The sequence below is a fragment of the Pseudomonas sp. m6p genome (assembly GCF_055760375.1).
Genome location: NZ_CM147084.1, coordinates 1,719,009 through 1,734,353, shown reverse-complemented (window position 1 = coordinate 1,734,353; position 15,345 = coordinate 1,719,009). Strand labels below are relative to the sequence as shown.

The following is a 15,345-nucleotide window of genomic DNA, read 5'->3' as shown; positions in this document are numbered from 1 at the left end:
TGTTCATTGCCCGTCCCTGTCTGTCTGGAGTTTCTCGATGCCGTCGCCCAAATCCCTGCCCTCTGCCCTGCTGGGCCTGGCCCTCGCCTGCCCGGTCATGGCCGAGGAACCCAAAGGCATGGAGTTGGGACAGGTGCTGATTTCCGCTGACGAGCAAAGTGGCACGGATGCCTCCGTGGCGGAGGCCGAAGCGCGTCTGGCGCAAGTGCCCGGCGGCAGCAATGTGGTCGACATGCGTCAGCCGTTGCAGGGCCGGGTGGCGAGCAATCAGGACGTCCTGGCGTATCAGCCGGGGGTCTACGCGCAGTCGGCGGGCAACGAAGGGGTGAAGATTTCGATCCGGGGTTCGGGGATCAACCGCGCACCCGGCGCGCACGCTTCGGGGTTGTACACGATGCTCGACGGCCTGCCGCTGACCGGCCCCGGCGGCACGCCCTACGAATTGCTCGAACCGCTGTGGCTCGACCATGTGGAGGTGCTGCGCGGCGCCAACGGCTTTGATCGTGGTGCGCTGGCGCTGGGCGGCGCCGTCGATTACGTCAGCCACACCGGCTACGACGCGCCGAAACTGCAGGTGCGCTATGCCACCGGCAGCCATGGTTACCAGCAGCGTCAGGTGAGTTCCGGGCAGGTGCTGGGCGACTTCGATTACTACGTGTCGCTGACCGACGCGAACGCTGACGGCTATCAGGATCACACCGCCAGCGAGAGCCAGGGCGTGATCGCCAACTTTGGCTACCGCTTCAGCCCGAACCTGGAGACCCGCTTCTATTTCCGTTACCGCGAGACCGACAACGACCTCGCCGGCCGTGTGACCAAGCATTCGATCGAGCACACGCCACGGGCGGCCAACCCGGCTTACGTGGCGCGCGACGACAGCCGCAAACAACCGGGCAGCACCTTCATCGGCAACAAGACCACCTACTACATCGACGATGATTCGAGCATCCAGACCGGCCTCGTCTATCACGACTACCCGATGGACCTGCGCGAAGGCCCGAACCGTCTGAAAGTCGCCTACACCGACGTCAGCGGCACCTTCGACTACAAGCGCCGCGACACTTTTCTGGGTATGGAAAGCCATAGCACCGTGGGCCTGCGCACCACCAAACACCTGCCCAACGACGGCGCCAGTGAATTCGTGCGCATCCCGTCCGGCAACACCGCCGCGTATGCGCCGGGCACCCGCATGCGCAACTTCACCTATCAGGGTTCGGACACCGTTCTGCACGTCGGCAACGACCTGGAAATCGCCGACGACCTGTGGCTGACCACCGGCCTCGCCGCCCTCTACACCCGCCGCGAAAGCGCCGTCACCTACCCGCAAAGCGGCGGCAAGACCAGCATGAGCGACTGGGACTATGCGCCGCGTCTGGGCCTGCGCTATCAGGTCACGCCGGACCTGCAGTTGTTCGGCAACCTCAGCCGTTCGGTCGAAGCACCGCACCCGTGGTCGCTGATCTACAGCTCGAACATCCGCTTCCCGGCCGGCAACGGTGCGGCGACCGGCACCCAGAGCGATCCGATCAAACTGCAGAACCAGACCGCGACCACCCTCGAACTCGGCGGTCGCGGCGACAGCACACTCGGCCAGTGGAGCCTGGCGTGGTACTACGCGCAGGTGCGCCACGAATTGCTGTCGGTGCTGCCGGACGCCAACGCCGTCACCCCGTACGAACTCAACGCCAGCCTCACCGTGCATCAGGGTGTCGAAGCCAGCTTGCAAAGCACGCTGTGGTCAGCCGCCGACGGACGTAAATTGAGCCTGCGTCAGGCCTACACGTTCAGCGACTTCCACTACCGCGACGATCAGCGTTTTGGCGACAACCGCCTGCCGGGTTTGCCGATGCATTACTACCAGGGCGAACTGCGCCACGACTGGCCTCAGGGCTTCTTCGCGGCGGTCAACACGCAACTGGTGTCCAAGGTCGCGGTGGATTACGCCAACAGCTACTACGCCGATCCCTACGCACTGTTCGGTGCCACCGTCGGCTACAACGCGCCGAAAAACGACTGGCAAACCTGGCTCGACTTGCGCAACCTGACCAACAAGCACTACGCCGCCACCGTTACGCCGGGGTATGACGACAAAGGCCAGGATGCGGCGCGGTCTACGCCGGGTGAAGGGTTGGGGGTCTATGTCGGGGTGTCGTGGAGTTTGCTCTGACCGCAGGATCTGACCCGTAGCGGCAACAAACAGCGGGTCAAAACGGCCCCTGCGTCATCACCCGCGTCTCGATGATGTTGCGCAGCGCGTCAACCCGCTTCTGGTACAGCTCAGTCAAGCAACCGACCTTCGCGCCACAGGCCTTGCGGCTTTTCAGAAAAGCCTGCTGTTCGCCGATCAGCGCATCGCGCCCGCCCATCGGCAGCAGGCGTTTGTCGAGGCTGAACAGCTCGCCCATGGTCACGTCCAGGTCGTTCAGCGAGCGGTTGGCGCAGACTGCTTTCTCGTCTGCCGCTTTGGCCTTGGCACAGTCGAAACTGGCGGCGTGTGCTGAATTGGCAGCGATCAGCAGCGCACAGCCGAGGGCCGCGGCGGTCACCCTTGAAATTTCTAGAACTCGTGTCATGTCGTCGTATCCAACGTTGTAAGCCAATGGAGGTATGAGAAATGAAAAGCACCGACGACAGCAAGCCTGCAACCCCTCACAACGCACCACCGCTGGATGCGGCGGGCAAACCGGTGGATGTGGTTCGCCGGTATCTGCAGGACAGCGACGACGACACCAAGGCTGTGGACGAAGTGCTGACGCCGACCTCGATCCGCACCAAGGAACAGGAGGCCGAGGCACTCAAGCGCAAGACCGATGCGATCGAGCGCAAAGTCGCCGACGGCAATTAATTCGTCGAACACAGGGTAGCGTTGCGCGAATATGCGCGTTGGATGGATTGCTTATTGCCAATGATTCCATGCGTTGCGCGCGCCTCTCTTCCCTCCCGATAACTGTGTCCGTTCAAAGACTTGAAGGTCTGGAGCGGATACGTTCTGCTGACCGTCAAACTCCCGCCCACGACCGTTCGGCGCTTTCGCTGGCAGGGCCGCCAAATCGCATCTAGGGTTGCGTGGCTGGCGATGTGCCAGCGACCCGCGAGCGGCGGTCACGCGCTCGCCCGTAGTAGCACTGGAAAAGAAATCAGGGATGGTTTTTGTGCTTGCGGCTGTTCTGCGCGCCACCGGGCGCGCCACTGATCCCTGCGTTTCGTTGTGTTCTCTCAAGGATAGAAAGATGAACAACGTACCGGTCATTTCCCCTTGCCAGCCCCTGAGGCAGGCCACTTGCGAAACACCCGACGTCCCGCCTGGCGGTTTCGGCTGAGGACACGCGCGGCCTCGGCGCATGGCGCCTGCGCCGTGCACCCGGACATCACCCTTGAACAGATCCCGACGGATCAGGTTGCTCGCCTGCCGGTGCTCCACAAGGCAGAGGCTGCCTGTCTGTCAGGTAAGGCGCCCCTTCTCGTCAGGGGGCGGTTTTGCAGCACCGATGAGGAAACCCTCGCTATGTCCCGTTCAACGGCCAACATCCCGCCTTACGGCGTCGCCATTCAAAGTGCGATCAAGCAAGGCGATGTGCAGCACATGAAGACGCTGTTGCAGCAACGCGACACCAGCAAGCCTGAAGCGCAAGACCTGAAAGACGCGTACGAAAAACTGGCCAGGGAAGTTTCCAGGCACGAAAAGTCCTGAAGCCATCAATCACATTGCAATGGAGGCAATCAACATGTCCGGATCCACTGAAAATGTCGGCCTGTTCCCGGTGAGCTATCGCATCGGCACCGGCGCTCCCGGTGCGCAGTCGCTGGCGCTGCACCTGCTGGTCTCGACACCCGATACGAAAGTCAACGGCACCGCCGCGATCACCCAGGCGACCAATCCGCCGCTCGACGTGCATTCCGACGTCTGGGGCGAGTACACCTACCTCACCGTGATGTCGCCCGGCGTCAGCAAGATTCTCGTGACGGCCCAGGGCAATCACGGCGGCCCAGGCGCCAACTCCCTCGATAACTTCGAGGTGCGGCTGGTGGTGGGCACTGACTGGCGCGAAGGTGTCGCCAACTATCGCTACTTCGATGGTCAACGCTGGCATGAGGTCAACAACGCCCCGGCGCATCTGGTGGAGTCGATACCTTCACCGTTCAATCCCGGCCCGGTGATCAACCCGCACCCACCGATCCTGCCGCTGTATGCCGCGCCGATTCAGAGCGCCATTGCCAGCGGTGATCTGGCGCAGATGAAAAATCTCGCCCGACTCGCCGAACAGCAACTGGAGCAACTGCCGAAATTGCGCGACGCACTGGACACCGCGAAGAAAGAGGTCAGCCGGCTGCAGAGCCGCTGAGTCAGGCCACTTGATTCACCATTCACTTCAGGGAGTAGCACCATGTCGATTGGACTTTTTCACACTCGTCTCTACATCAGCAACTCACTGCTTGGCGCACCGGTTCTGACCCTTGATCTGCTGGTCGACACCGCGCATAAACGGGTCAGCGGGATTGCCAGCGTGTTCCAGGCCACCTGGCCGACGGTCAATTTCCGGACTCAGGTCTGGGGCAGTTTTTCCGAAACCAAACTGACTGCAAACGTCGAGAACCACATCATCCTGACCCTTGACGGCGGTCCGAGCGGCCCGCTCAGCCAGATCGCCCAGACCTTCCACCTCAGAGGCATCCTGGGCGGCGACTGGGCCAGTGGTTTTGTCGATTATCGCTATGAAGAAAAGGGCCAGTGGCACGAGGTAAAGCACGTTGCGGTGCATCCGGCACCCAGCGAGCAACCGCACCCCACGCCGCATCCGCAACCCCTGTACGCCGTGGCCGTGCAGCAGGCGCAGGCCGGCGGCGATCTGGCGCAGCTCAGATCCGTGGTGCAACAGGCCGAGCAACAAGTGGCGCATGAGGGCGCCTTGCGCAGTGCGCTTGAGCATCTGAAAGCGGAAATCACGCGTCTGGAAACACGCTAACCGACCGGCCCCGGGCGCGATTGCACAGGATCGTGCCCGGGGCTTGTTCAACGGCGGTCAATTCCTTCGTAGCGCGCACAGGATGGTGCGCAAGGATTTCCCATGTCAGACGTGCGCCCTGCCCGTTATCTCAGCGACACCGATCTCAAACGCTACGTGCCGGTGCACGTGGTCTGGGAGATCACCCTGGCCTGCGACTTGAAATGCCTGCATTGCGGCTCCCGCGCAGGGCATCGCCGGCCTGACGAACTCAACACCCGCGAATGCCTGGACGTCATCGACTCGCTGGCCGCGCTCGGCACTCGCGAAATCACCCTGATCGGCGGCGAAGCCTATCTGCGCAAGGACTGGACACAACTGATCAAGGCCATTCACGACCACGGCATGTACTGCGCAATCCAGACCGGCGGGCGCAACCTGACCCCGGCGAAGATGCAGGCGGCGGTGGATGCCGGGCTCGACGGCGTGGGCATTTCCCTCGATGGACTTGCGCCGTTGCATGACGCGGTGCGCAACGTTCCCGGCTCGTTCGACAAGGCCGTGGACACCCTGCGCCGGGCCAAAGCCGCGGGGCTGGCGGTGAGCGTCAACACCCAGATCGGCGCCGCGACCCTGCCCGACTTGCCAGCGCTGATGGACACCATCATCGAACTCGGCGCCACCCACTGGCAGATCCAGATCACCGTCGCCATGGGCAACGCGGTGGATCATCCGGAGTTGCTGCTGCAACCCTATCAATTGCTCGAAGTGATGCCGCTGCTTGCGCGGCTGTATCGCGAAGGTGTCGACCGTGGCTTGCTGATGAATGTCGGCAACAACATCGGCTATTACGGCCCGTATGAACACCTGTGGCGCGGCTTCGGCGACGAGCGCGTGCACTGGACCGGTTGCGCCGCCGGCCAGACCGTTCTGGCGCTGGAGGCCGACGGTACGGTCAAAGGCTGCCCGTCCCTGGCCACCGTGGGTTTCTCCGGCGGCAATGTGCGCAACATGAGCCTGCACGACATCTGGCATTACAGCGAAGGCATGCATTTCGGGCGCCTGCGCTCAGTGGATGACATGTGGGGTTACTGCCGTGGCTGTTATTACAACGACGTCTGTCGCGGCGGCTGCACCTGGACTTCGCATTCGCTGCTCGGCAAACCCGGCAACAACCCCTATTGCCATTACCGCACCCTGGAGCTGCACAAGCGCGGGCTGCGCGAGCGCATCGTCAAGGTCGAGGATGCGGCGCAGAAATCATTTGCGGTCGGCCGCTTCGACCTGATCACCGAACGCATCGACACCGGCGAAAAAGTCAGCAGCGTCAGCGACAGCGGTCAGGTGATCAAACTGGCATGGATCAATCAGGGCCAGCAATCGCCGGAACAAGGCCGGATCGCCCCGCAACTGAGCCTGTGCCGCAGTTGCTTGCAGTACATCTATCCGCACGAGGTGATCTGTCCGCACTGCGCCGCCGATGTCGCCGCCGCCGAAGCCGAGCACCAGAGCAATCGCGCGCGGCAGCAGGCGATCATGAATACGCTGACCGGGCTGCTGGGCATTGCGCCCAGTCACCTGAGCTGATTGCATGAGGTCGGCGTCAGTCCTGAAATAGAAATTTCTCTTCCGTGTCCCGGGTTTTCCTGCCCGGGACAGCTCACCCCCTGCCCGCAAAGGCCCGTTTTAACTGGGTTAGGCCGTTCTGCTTCAGCAATTTGTATTCACATCCCAGCTTAATAATATTTTACCGATACCCCCCTCCTGCCTAGTCTGACCGCAAGCAAAACGGACAAGCCTGAAGCGATCCGAATCCACTTGCCTTGCCAGGAAGGATGTACAAATGAGCACTGAAACAATAAAAACAGACACGCTTGTCGTGGGCGCCGGACAGGCGGGTGTGGCGATGAGCGAGCACCTGAGCAAACTCGGTGTACCGCACCTGGTGCTGGAGCGCAGCCGCATTGCCGAACGCTGGCGCAGCGGGCGCTGGGACTCGTTGGTGGCCAACGGTCCGGCGTGGCACGACCGCTTTCCGGGGCTGGAATTCGATGATGTCGACCCCGATGGTTTCGCCCCCAAGGAGCGTGTGGCGGACTACTTCGAAGCCTACGCGAAGAAATTCAACGCGCCGATCCGCACCGGCGTCGAGGTCAAAAGCGTGGTGCGCAATGTCGGGCGTCCGGGCTTCACCGTCGAGACCTCCGAGGGCGTGATCGAGGCCAGCCGGGTGGTCGCGGCGACCGGTCCTTTCCAGCGCCCGGTGATCCCGCCGATTGCGCCGCACGACCCACGTCTGTTGCAGATCCACTCCGCCGACTATCGCAATCCGCAGCAACTGCCCGACGGCGCGGTGCTGGTAGTGGGTGCCGGTTCGTCCGGCGTACAGATCGCTGATGAGCTGCAGCGTTCCGGCAAGCAGGTTTACCTTTCGGTCGGCGCTCACGACCGTCCGCCGCGTGCCTATCGCAACCGCGATTTCTGCTGGTGGCTGGGGGTTCTCGGCGAGTGGGATCAGGCGGCGATGAAACCCGGCCGTGAGCACGTGACCATTGCGGTCAGCGGCGCGCATGGCGGACGCACCATCGATTTCCGGGGTCTGGCCCATCGCGGCATGACCCTGGTCGGCGTGACCGAGTCGTTCAATAACGGCGTGGTGACCTTCAAGCAGGACCTGGTCGACAACCTCAAACGTGGCGATGACAACTACCTCGCCTTGCTGGATGCCGCCGATGCCTACATCGAGCGCAACGGCCTCGACCTGCCGCAAGAACCTGAAGCGCGAGCGACCTATCCAGATCCGGAGTGCGTGAAAAATCCGCTGCTCGATCTGAATCTGGCCGAAGCCGGGATCACCTCGATCATCTGGGCCACCGGCTTCGCCGTGGATTATTCCTGGCTGCAAGTCGCGGCATTTGATGACAAGGGCAAACCGCAGCACCAGCGCGGCGTGTCCAGCGAGCCGGGGGTGTATTTCCTCGGCTTGCCATGGCAGTCGCGACGCGGTTCGTCGTTTATCTGGGGCGTCTGGCATGACGCCAAACACGTGGCCGACCACATCGCCACCCAGCGCAAATACCTTGATTACAAAGATGCCGAGCAGCGTGAAGCCGCCCTGCATTCGACCGCCAACACGAAAGCCGCCGACACCGTCGACGCTTGATTGCCTACTTTCGCGGCGGTGCTTCTGCGCCGCTGAATACCCAGTCTGGAGCTGTACATGAGCAAGCCAACTCACACCCGCATCCGTATGTTCAACACCAAGGACACTTACCCAAACCAGACCTTGGACAACGACCTGTGCCAGGCCGTGCGTGCCGGCAACACCGTGTATGTCCGGGGTCAGGTCGGCACTGATTTCGACGGCAATCTGGTGGGCCTCGGTGATCCGCGCGCGCAGGCCGAACAGGCAATGCGCAACGTCAAACAACTGCTGGAAGAAGCCGGCAGCGACATGAGCCACATCGTCAAGACCACGACTTACCTGATCGACCCGCGCTACCGCGAGCCGGTGTACCAGGAAGTCGGCAAGTGGCTCAAAGGCGTGTTCCCGATTTCCACCGGGCTGGTGGTGTCGGCACTCGGGCAGCCGCAGTGGCTGATGGAGATTGATGTGGTGGCGGTGATTCCCGAGTAATCAGACGCACCGCGTCGCGGCCATCGCTGGCAAGCCAGCTCCCACAGGTTTGAGGTGCTTACAGATTTTGTGACCAACCCAATAACTGTGGGAGCTGGCTTGCCAGCGATGAGGCCCACAAGGACAACAAATTCCTCGAAAGGAGTTAGACCATGACCTTTTCAATCGCAGCCCGTTGCCCCGAAACCGGCCAGTTCGGTGTCGCCATCAGTTCCTCCAGCATCGCCGTCGGTGCGCGTTGCCCGTGGCTGCTGCCGGGGGTTGGCGCGGTGTCGAGCCAGAACATCACCCTGCCGTCCCTTGGCCCGGAAGTCCTCGCGCTGATGGAACAAGGTCACGCGCCCGATGCGGCGCTGGACCAGGTGCTGACCCGCAACGGCTATAGCCAGTACCGGCAGATCACCGCGATCAACCACCTCGGCCAGACCGCGCATTTCAGCGGAGCGCAAACCCTCGGCGTGCACAACGCCGTGTGCGGCGAACAATGCGTGGCCGCCGGCAACATGCTCGCCGGGCGCGCGGTGATCGAAGCAATGGTCAGCGCCTTTGAAGACGGCGAAGGCCAATTGGCCGACCGTTTGCTCAAGGCCCTGCACGCCGCCCAGGCCCTCGGTGGCGAAGCCGGGCCAGTGCATTCGGCAGCGGTGGTGGTGGTCGGCGAACAGACCTGGCCGATCGTCAATCTGCGGGTCGACTGGGCCGACGAGAATCCGATCGGCGAGTTGCAAAAACTATGGGACGCCTATCAGCCGCAGCTGCAGGACTACATCGATCGCGCGCTCGACCCGGCCAAGGCACCGGGGTATGGCGTTGCCGGAGACGATCGATGAGCAGCAGCGTCGCTTTGCTCAAAACGCTGGTGGGGTTCGACACCACCAGCCGCGAATCCAACCTGCAGCTGATCGAGTTCGTGCGTGACTACCTCGCTGGCTTCGACGTGCCGTGCGAGCTGATCTACAACGCCGAGCGCAGCAAGGCCAATCTGTTCGCGACGATTGGCCCCGCCGGGCAACCGGGCATCGTGCTCTCCGGGCACACCGATGTGGTGCCGGTCGACGGCCAACCGTGGACCGTAGCGCCGTTCGAACTCAGCGAGCGTGACGGCAAGCTGTTCGGCCGTGGCACCGCAGACATGAAGGGCTACATCGCCTGCGTGCTGGCCTTGGTGCCGGCGCTGGTGCAAGCAACATTGCGCATGCCGGTGCACATTGCCCTGTCTTACGACGAAGAAGTCGGTTGCCTCGGCGTGCGCTCGTTGCTCGCCGAGCTGGAACAACGGCCAGTCAAACCTTTGCTGTGCATCATCGGTGAACCCACCGAACTGAAACCGGTGCTCGGCCATAAAGGCAAACTGGCGATGCGCTGCGACGTGCATGGTCATCCGTGCCATTCGGCCTACGCGCCGCTGGGGGTCAACGCCATCGAGTACGCCGCCGAGCTGATCGGCGAACTGGGGCGCATCGGCCAACAACTGAAGGCACCCGAGCAGCACGACAGCCGTTTCGATCCGCCCTACAGCACGGTGCAGACCGGCGTGATCAGCGGCGGCAAGGCCTTGAACATCGTCCCCGCCGATTGCCGCTTCGACTTCGAAATCCGAGCCCTGCCCTCGCAGGATCCGAGCCTGGTCGCGCAGCAGTTGCAGACCTACGCCGAGCAGCACGTGCTGCCACGCATGCGGGCGGTCAGCGAACACAGCGCGATTCGTTTCAGTGAGCTGTCGGCTTATCCCGGCCTGGCCACCGATGCGCAAAGTCAGGCGGCGGAGCTGATCGCGGCGTTCTGCGGTTCACGGGAATTCGGCACCGTGGCGTTCGGCACCGAGGGCGGGCTGTTCGATGCGGCGGGCATTCCCACCGTGGTCTGTGGTCCCGGCAGCATGGATCAGGGGCACAAACCGGACGAGTTTGTCAGTCGCGCGCAACTCGATGCCTGTGATGCGATGCTGCAACGGCTGCTGGCTTTTATCCGCGCTTGAAACACGGCTCGACGTACGTTCAGGCGTACAGTCGAGCCAATTCCTCCCGACAGTGATCGACGAACAACTGCACCGGTTTGGTCAGTTGCACCCGACGCAGCCAGGCGGCTGACAGGCCCGAACCGGTCACGGTTTCCGCCAGCGGCACGCACACCACTTTCTGTCCGTCGTAGGTGTACTCGCCGAACGGCCGGGTCACCAGAATCGAAAAGCCGAAACCGCGCCCGACCATGCCGCGCACCATCTCGATCGACGGTGAGCTGAAAACGATGTGCGGGGCCAGTCCGCGCTCTTCGAAGATGCTCACGAAATAGGTACGGCTCGGCACCACGTCGAGCAGGATCATCGGCTCAAGCACCAGATCGTGCAGCGAGACTTTCGCCTGTTGCGCAAAGCGGTGGTCGGCCGGCAGCAAGGCGTAAGGCTGCTGCGGGGGCATCAGCGAGGTGGTTTCGATGGTGCTGTCGAGGTCGTGCTCGAACAGCATCGCGACATCGATGCTGCCGGCGGTCAGTGCCTGCACCAGTTCCTGCTGTTCGCCGTCGCGAATACGGATTTCCACCCCCGGCCAACGCTGCTTGAACCCGGCGATCAGGCGCGGCAGGTACAACGGCGCGACGGTTTCGAAACAGCCGATATCGATCTGCCCGGAAACCACGTCGTTGTCCGCCAGCGCGTTCTGCTCGAACTCATGCGCCACCCGCAGCAACTCCAGCGCCTTGCGATAAAACCGCGAGCCACTGGGCGTCAGCGACACGCCTTGGGCGTGATGGCGGATGAACAGCTGCACGCCGAAGCTTTCTTCCAGATGCTTGATCGCCGTGGAGACCGACGGCTGGGCGATATAGAGCTTGCGCGAGGCTTCGGCCACGCTGCCGCAATCGGCGGTGGTGACGAAGTATTTGAGCTGGCGCAGGTTGTAGGCGGCCATGGAAAACCTCTGCAAGTAAGACGACGCTTTTGTGGTGAGGAGATTTGTCTGTGGTCAGGGCATTTGTCTGTAGTCAGGGGGTTCTGTGGTGAGGGGATTTATCCCCGATGGGGCGCGAAGCGGCCCCTGTTTCTAAAGTCAAAAGAGGGGCCGCTTCGCAGCCCATCGGGGATAAATCCCCTCACCACAAAACTGTGTAAATCCAGAAAAGAGCGAAGCCTGAACATACCGGAGCTACGCATTACACGCGGCATATATTTTTTAAGGTCTGAAGCAACAAACTTACTAATTTATCTATCCCGGGCCTTTGCACATGATCGCTTCAACAAGAAATGCGCCGTCCGTGTCGGCGCTTGCCGAAGTACGTCCACGTACTCATCCTTGCCTTGGAGTTCGTCATGTCCACCTCTGCAACAACATCCGCGCCGCTCATTGAAAAACACACGATAGGATACGTGCCCCCCGAAGATCGCCACGGAAAGGTCAGGGATCTGTTCACGCTGTGGTTCGGCGGCAACATTGCGCCGTTGCCCATCGTCACCGGCGCGCTGGGCGTGCAGTTGTTCCACTTGAATCTGGTCTGGGGCATCGTCGCGATTCTGGTCGGTCACCTGGTCGGCGGCGTGCTGATGGCACTGCACTCGGCGCAAGGCCCGCAGATGGGCATTCCGCAGATGATCCAGAGCCGCGCGCAGTTCGGCTCGCTCGGCGCGCTGCTGGTGGTGCTGATTGCCGGCGTCATGTACATCGGCTTCTTCGCCTCCAACATCGTACTGGCCGGCAAGTCGTTGCACGGCGTGGTCGACAGCGTGCCGGTGCCGGTCGGCATCGTCATCGGCGCCCTCGGTTCGGGGATCATCGGCATCATCGGCTACCGCTTCATCCACGTGCTCAACCGCATCGGCACCTGGGTGCTGGGGATCGGCATCGTCGTCGGCTTCGGCTACATCTTCACCCATATTCAAACCGATGACTTTCTCACCCGCGGCAGCTTCAACCTCTCCGGCTGGCTCGCCACCGTGTCGCTCGCCGCGCTGTGGCAGATCGCGTTTGCCCCGTACGTGTCCGACTATTCGCGTTACTTGCCGGCGGACGTGAAAGTCTCGTCGACATTCTGGACCACCTATCTGGGTTCGGCGCTCGGCTCGAGCCTGGCGTTCATCTTCGGTGCCGTTGCCGTGCTGGCAACGCCCGTGGGCATGGACACCATGGATGCGGTCAAACTTGCCACCGGCTCGATCGGGCCGCTGATGCTGGTGCTGTTCCTGCTCAGCGTGATCAGCCACAACGCCCTCAATCTGTACGGCGCGGTGCTGTCGCTGATTACCCTGGTGCAGACTTTCGCCTACCGCTGGATTCCGACCGCCAAGAGCCGTGCGGTGATCTCGATCATCGTGCTGCTGGCCTGCTGCTTCGCCGCCGTCGGCGCCTCGAAGGACTTCATCGGTCACTTCGTCGACATGGTGCTGGTGCTGCTGGTGGTCCTGGTGCCGTGGACCGCGATCAACCTGATCGACTTCTACGCCATCCACAAGGGCAAGTACGACATCCAGTCGATCTTTCAGGTCGACGGCGGCATCTACGGACGCTACAACCCGCAAGCGCTGCTGGCCTACGCAATCGGCATTGCGGTGCAGATCCCGTTCATGAACACCCCGCTGTACGTCGGCCCGGTGTCGGCGCATATCAACGGCGCCGACCTGTCATGGCTGGTGGGGCTGCTGGTGACCTCGCCGCTGTACTTCTGGCTGGCCAGTCGTGACAGCGCCTATCGGCGGCGGATGATGGGCGGCAAACTGGTGGGCAGTCTGTGACGATGTCCGCATGACAAAAGAAGGCCCGCCATGCGCGGGCCTTCTGCGTTGTGGTGTGGTATTTCCTGTGGCTGGACAGTCAGCCACAACACAGGGAATCCCATGTTGCGAATACTGGGCAAGGCCTCATCGATCAACGTGCGCAAAGTGCTGTGGACCTGCGCCGAACTGCAGATCCCGTTCGAGCGTGAGGATTGGCCTCGATCAGCAATTACAGAAGACTGGCGCCTATGTCAGTGGCGAACAGTTTTCCCTTGCCGATATCCCCATTGGGCTGTCGGTCAACCGCTGGTTCGAAACGCCGCTGGCGCATCCGGACTATGCCGCCGTCAGGGCGTATTACGAGCGTCTGAGCCAACGCGAAGGCTTTCGCCTGTATGGCAGGAACGGTACGCCGTGACGATCAAATCAGCAGATCTTCATAAAACGCGCCGAACGGGCGCTGCGGGTGGGCAATCTGGATTTCCAGAATCCACACCCCGGCATTCGGCGCCTGCTCGAAATCACCGAGATTGCCGCCTTTGTAAATCGCGTGAGGGAAGCCGCTGACGCGGTGGCCCTTGATATCGAGGTGCAGTACCCAACCCATGGTGTTGGCCTGATCGGTGGCGTAGCGGTACAACTCGACCCCGGACACGCCCTGGCGCCAGAACGCTTCGACCCGGTCAAACAACTCCTTGGCCGCCGCCGCGCAAGCCATCATTTCCGGATCGGAACCGGTGGTGAACGTCGCCCCGGCATCGCCTTCGTGCCCCTGCCAGACCACGCCCATGTCGATGAAGAAAATGTCGTTTTCACCCAGCACCGGATCGCCATCGGAGCGTTGCTTGAAAGTCTTCAGGGTGTTGGCGCCAAAGCGGATCAGCAGCGGATGCCAGATGCGGTCCATGCCCAGTCCGGCGAGGATCTGCTTGCCCTGCTCCTGGGCTTCGGATTCGCGCATGCCGGGCTTGATCACCTGGGCGATGGCATCGACGGCCTGCCAAGTCAGATTCTGCGCGTGACGCATGGTTTCCAGCACAAACCGCTCACCGACTGCTTCTTTACCGCTCAGGGCTGCACTCATTTGCTTGTTCCTCATGGCTACGCTGTATAGTTTTTTATATTGCGAAACGCCGATCAAGATACAGCCATGACACAACGTGTCAATTACTCTTCTGCACGCACCACGCCGCGCTCTTCCAGCAAACGCACGAACATACCCAAGCTGCGCGACACCGTACCCCGGCGCCACACCAGCCACGTCGTCAGATAACGGAAATCCGCCGCCAGCGGCCAGACGCTGACCGTCGCACTGCCGGGCATGCTCTGCAGCATTTTGCGCGGCATCAGCGCCAGCCCGGCCCCGGCGCTGACGCAGGCGAGCATGCCGTGATACGACTCCATCTCGAAAATCTTGCCCGGCACAGCGGCGTCGGTGCTGAACCATTTTTCGAAGTGGTGACGATAGGAACAGTTGGAGCGGAACGCGTAAATGTTTTCGCCATTCACGTCCGCCGCACGCTGCACCGGGGCGTGATTGAGCGGTGCGATGATGACCATTTCTTCTTCGAACGCCGGCACGCCTTCCAGCGCCGGGTGCAGCACCGGGCCATCGACGAACGCCGCCGCCAAGCGCCCGGCCAGCACGCCATCGATCATCGTTCCGGACGGGCCGGTGGACAGGTCCAGATCGACCTTGGGATGCAACTGGTTGTACGCCGCCAGCAGTTCGGGAATGCGTACTGCGGCGGTGCTTTCCAGCGAACCGAGGGGGAATGCACCCTGCGGCTCTTCACCGGCGACCGTGGCCCGCGCCTCCCGCACCAGATCGAGAATGCGCCGGGCGTATTCGAGGAAGCTCCAGCCAGCCGGCGACAGGCGCAGACGGCTTTTCTCGCGAATGAACAGGTCGACGCCCAGGTCCTGCTCCAGCTGTTTGATCCGCGTGGTCAGGTTCGACGGCACGCGATGTATCTGCGCCGCCGCCGCACTGATGCTGCCGTGCTCGGCAACGGCCTTGAAGATTTCCAGCTGCACCAGATCCACAGTCATTCTCCAAT

General features: G+C 62.2%; 15 protein-coding genes and 1 pseudogene. 12 read left to right on the top strand and 4 right to left on the bottom strand.

Annotated features, from left to right (window positions below):
• Nucleotides 1-37: 37 nt before the first annotated feature.
• A complete protein-coding gene (locus tag ACYZUM_RS07910; protein ID WP_142579882.1) occupies nt 38-2,167 on the top strand; it encodes a TonB-dependent receptor family protein in 2,130 nt (709 codons plus the stop codon).
• Nucleotides 2,168-2,204: 37 nt separating this feature from the next.
• On the opposite strand, the gene ACYZUM_RS07905 is transcribed toward ACYZUM_RS07910, so the two are convergent.
• Nucleotides 2,205-2,573, bottom strand: coding sequence for a lysozyme inhibitor LprI family protein (locus tag ACYZUM_RS07905; RefSeq protein WP_108182415.1), 369 nt, complete (start codon nt 2,571-2,573; stop codon nt 2,205-2,207).
• Nucleotides 2,574-2,614: 41 nt separating this feature from the next.
• On the opposite strand from ACYZUM_RS07905, the gene ACYZUM_RS07900 reads away from it, so the two are divergent.
• From ACYZUM_RS07900 to argE, 9 genes are all read left to right on the top strand, one after another.
• Nucleotides 2,615-2,845 (top strand): hypothetical protein, encoded by a 231-nt coding sequence (locus ACYZUM_RS07900; RefSeq protein WP_108182414.1) that lies wholly within the window; start codon nt 2,615-2,617, stop codon nt 2,843-2,845.
• 660 nt (nt 2,846-3,505) lie between these two features.
• Entirely contained in the window at nt 3,506-3,691 is a 186-nt protein-coding gene (locus ACYZUM_RS07895; protein WP_041062751.1) for a DUF1843 domain-containing protein, read from the top strand.
• 34 nt (nt 3,692-3,725) lie between these two features.
• Complete coding sequence (locus ACYZUM_RS07890; RefSeq protein WP_108182413.1) at nt 3,726-4,343, top strand: DUF1842 domain-containing protein; 618 nt, start codon at nt 3,726-3,728, stop codon at nt 4,341-4,343.
• Between the two features lie 42 nt (nt 4,344-4,385).
• Nucleotides 4,386-4,964: a DUF1842 domain-containing protein gene (locus tag ACYZUM_RS07885; protein WP_108182412.1), complete on the top strand. Its 579-nt coding sequence runs from the start codon at nt 4,386-4,388 to the stop codon at nt 4,962-4,964.
• Nucleotides 4,965-5,066: 102 nt separating this feature from the next.
• Nucleotides 5,067-6,530 (top strand): GDL motif peptide-associated radical SAM/SPASM maturase, encoded by a 1,464-nt coding sequence (locus tag ACYZUM_RS07880; protein ID WP_108182411.1) that lies wholly within the window; start codon nt 5,067-5,069, stop codon nt 6,528-6,530.
• A 256-nt stretch (nt 6,531-6,786) separates the two neighbouring features.
• Nucleotides 6,787-8,106, top strand: coding sequence for a flavin-containing monooxygenase (locus ACYZUM_RS07875; RefSeq protein WP_108182410.1), 1,320 nt, complete (start codon nt 6,787-6,789; stop codon nt 8,104-8,106).
• 57 nt (nt 8,107-8,163) lie between these two features.
• Nucleotides 8,164-8,580 (top strand): RidA family protein, encoded by a 417-nt coding sequence (locus tag ACYZUM_RS07870; protein WP_003225869.1) that lies wholly within the window; start codon nt 8,164-8,166, stop codon nt 8,578-8,580.
• A gap of 152 nt (nt 8,581-8,732) precedes the next feature.
• Nucleotides 8,733-9,410 carry a DUF1028 domain-containing protein gene (locus ACYZUM_RS07865; protein ID WP_108182409.1) on the top strand — a complete coding sequence of 226 codons (678 nt, stop codon included), beginning with the start codon at nt 8,733-8,735 and terminating at the stop codon, nt 9,408-9,410.
• A complete protein-coding gene (gene argE, locus ACYZUM_RS07860) occupies nt 9,407-10,558 on the top strand; it encodes an acetylornithine deacetylase (RefSeq protein WP_108182408.1) in 1,152 nt (383 codons plus the stop codon). Before ACYZUM_RS07865 ends, argE begins: the two co-directional genes overlap by 4 nt.
• Nucleotides 10,559-10,577: 19 nt before the next feature.
• Here the strand turns inward: argE and ACYZUM_RS07855 are convergent, their stop codons facing one another.
• Entirely contained in the window at nt 10,578-11,489 is a 912-nt protein-coding gene (locus tag ACYZUM_RS07855) for a LysR family transcriptional regulator (protein ID WP_108182407.1), read from the bottom strand.
• Between the two features lie 398 nt (nt 11,490-11,887).
• On the opposite strand from ACYZUM_RS07855, the gene ACYZUM_RS07850 reads away from it, so the two are divergent.
• Together ACYZUM_RS07850 and ACYZUM_RS07845 are read left to right on the top strand one after the other, a co-directional pair.
• Nucleotides 11,888-13,303 carry a purine-cytosine permease family protein gene (locus ACYZUM_RS07850; RefSeq protein WP_064587942.1) on the top strand — a complete coding sequence of 472 codons (1,416 nt, stop codon included), beginning with the start codon at nt 11,888-11,890 and terminating at the stop codon, nt 13,301-13,303.
• A 102-nt stretch (nt 13,304-13,405) separates the two neighbouring features.
• Nucleotides 13,406-13,703 (top strand): annotated as a pseudogene (locus ACYZUM_RS07845) (glutathione S-transferase family protein).
• Between the two features lie 3 nt (nt 13,704-13,706).
• On the opposite strand, the gene ACYZUM_RS07840 reads toward ACYZUM_RS07845, so the two are convergent.
• Together ACYZUM_RS07840 and ptrR are read right to left on the bottom strand one after the other, a co-directional pair.
• Nucleotides 13,707-14,369, bottom strand: a complete 663-nt coding sequence (locus ACYZUM_RS07840) for a M24 family metallopeptidase (RefSeq protein WP_108182406.1) — start codon at nt 14,367-14,369, stop codon at nt 13,707-13,709.
• Between the two features lie 83 nt (nt 14,370-14,452).
• Nucleotides 14,453-15,331, bottom strand: coding sequence for a putrescine utilization regulator PtrR (ptrR, locus tag ACYZUM_RS07835; protein ID WP_108184380.1), 879 nt, complete (start codon nt 15,329-15,331; stop codon nt 14,453-14,455).
• Nucleotides 15,332-15,345 lie beyond the last annotated feature (14 nt).

What these genes read in the sequence shown, in the direction of transcription:
- ACYZUM_RS07865 (WP_108182409.1), top strand. Translation starts at nt 8,733, where the DNA reads ATGACCTTTTCAATCGCAGCCCGTTGCCCCGAAACCGGCCAGTTCGGT.
- ACYZUM_RS07905 (WP_108182415.1), bottom strand. Translation starts at nt 2,573, where the DNA reads ATGACACGAGTTCTAGAAATTTCAAGGGTGACCGCCGCGGCCCTCGGC.
- ACYZUM_RS07850 (WP_064587942.1), top strand. Translation starts at nt 11,888, where the DNA reads ATGTCCACCTCTGCAACAACATCCGCGCCGCTCATTGAAAAACACACG.
- ACYZUM_RS07875 (WP_108182410.1), top strand. Translation starts at nt 6,787, where the DNA reads ATGAGCACTGAAACAATAAAAACAGACACGCTTGTCGTGGGCGCCGGA.
- ACYZUM_RS07900 (WP_108182414.1), top strand. Translation starts at nt 2,615, where the DNA reads ATGAAAAGCACCGACGACAGCAAGCCTGCAACCCCTCACAACGCACCA.
- ACYZUM_RS07895 (WP_041062751.1), top strand. Translation starts at nt 3,506, where the DNA reads ATGTCCCGTTCAACGGCCAACATCCCGCCTTACGGCGTCGCCATTCAA.
- ACYZUM_RS07870 (WP_003225869.1), top strand. Translation starts at nt 8,164, where the DNA reads ATGAGCAAGCCAACTCACACCCGCATCCGTATGTTCAACACCAAGGAC.
- ACYZUM_RS07890 (WP_108182413.1), top strand. Translation starts at nt 3,726, where the DNA reads ATGTCCGGATCCACTGAAAATGTCGGCCTGTTCCCGGTGAGCTATCGC.
- ACYZUM_RS07885 (WP_108182412.1), top strand. Translation starts at nt 4,386, where the DNA reads ATGTCGATTGGACTTTTTCACACTCGTCTCTACATCAGCAACTCACTG.
- ACYZUM_RS07910 (WP_142579882.1), top strand. Translation starts at nt 38, where the DNA reads ATGCCGTCGCCCAAATCCCTGCCCTCTGCCCTGCTGGGCCTGGCCCTC.
- ACYZUM_RS07855 (WP_108182407.1), bottom strand. Translation starts at nt 11,489, where the DNA reads ATGGCCGCCTACAACCTGCGCCAGCTCAAATACTTCGTCACCACCGCC.
- ACYZUM_RS07840 (WP_108182406.1), bottom strand. Translation starts at nt 14,369, where the DNA reads ATGAGTGCAGCCCTGAGCGGTAAAGAAGCAGTCGGTGAGCGGTTTGTG.
- ACYZUM_RS07880 (WP_108182411.1), top strand. Translation starts at nt 5,067, where the DNA reads ATGTCAGACGTGCGCCCTGCCCGTTATCTCAGCGACACCGATCTCAAA.
- argE (WP_108182408.1), top strand. Translation starts at nt 9,407, where the DNA reads ATGAGCAGCAGCGTCGCTTTGCTCAAAACGCTGGTGGGGTTCGACACC.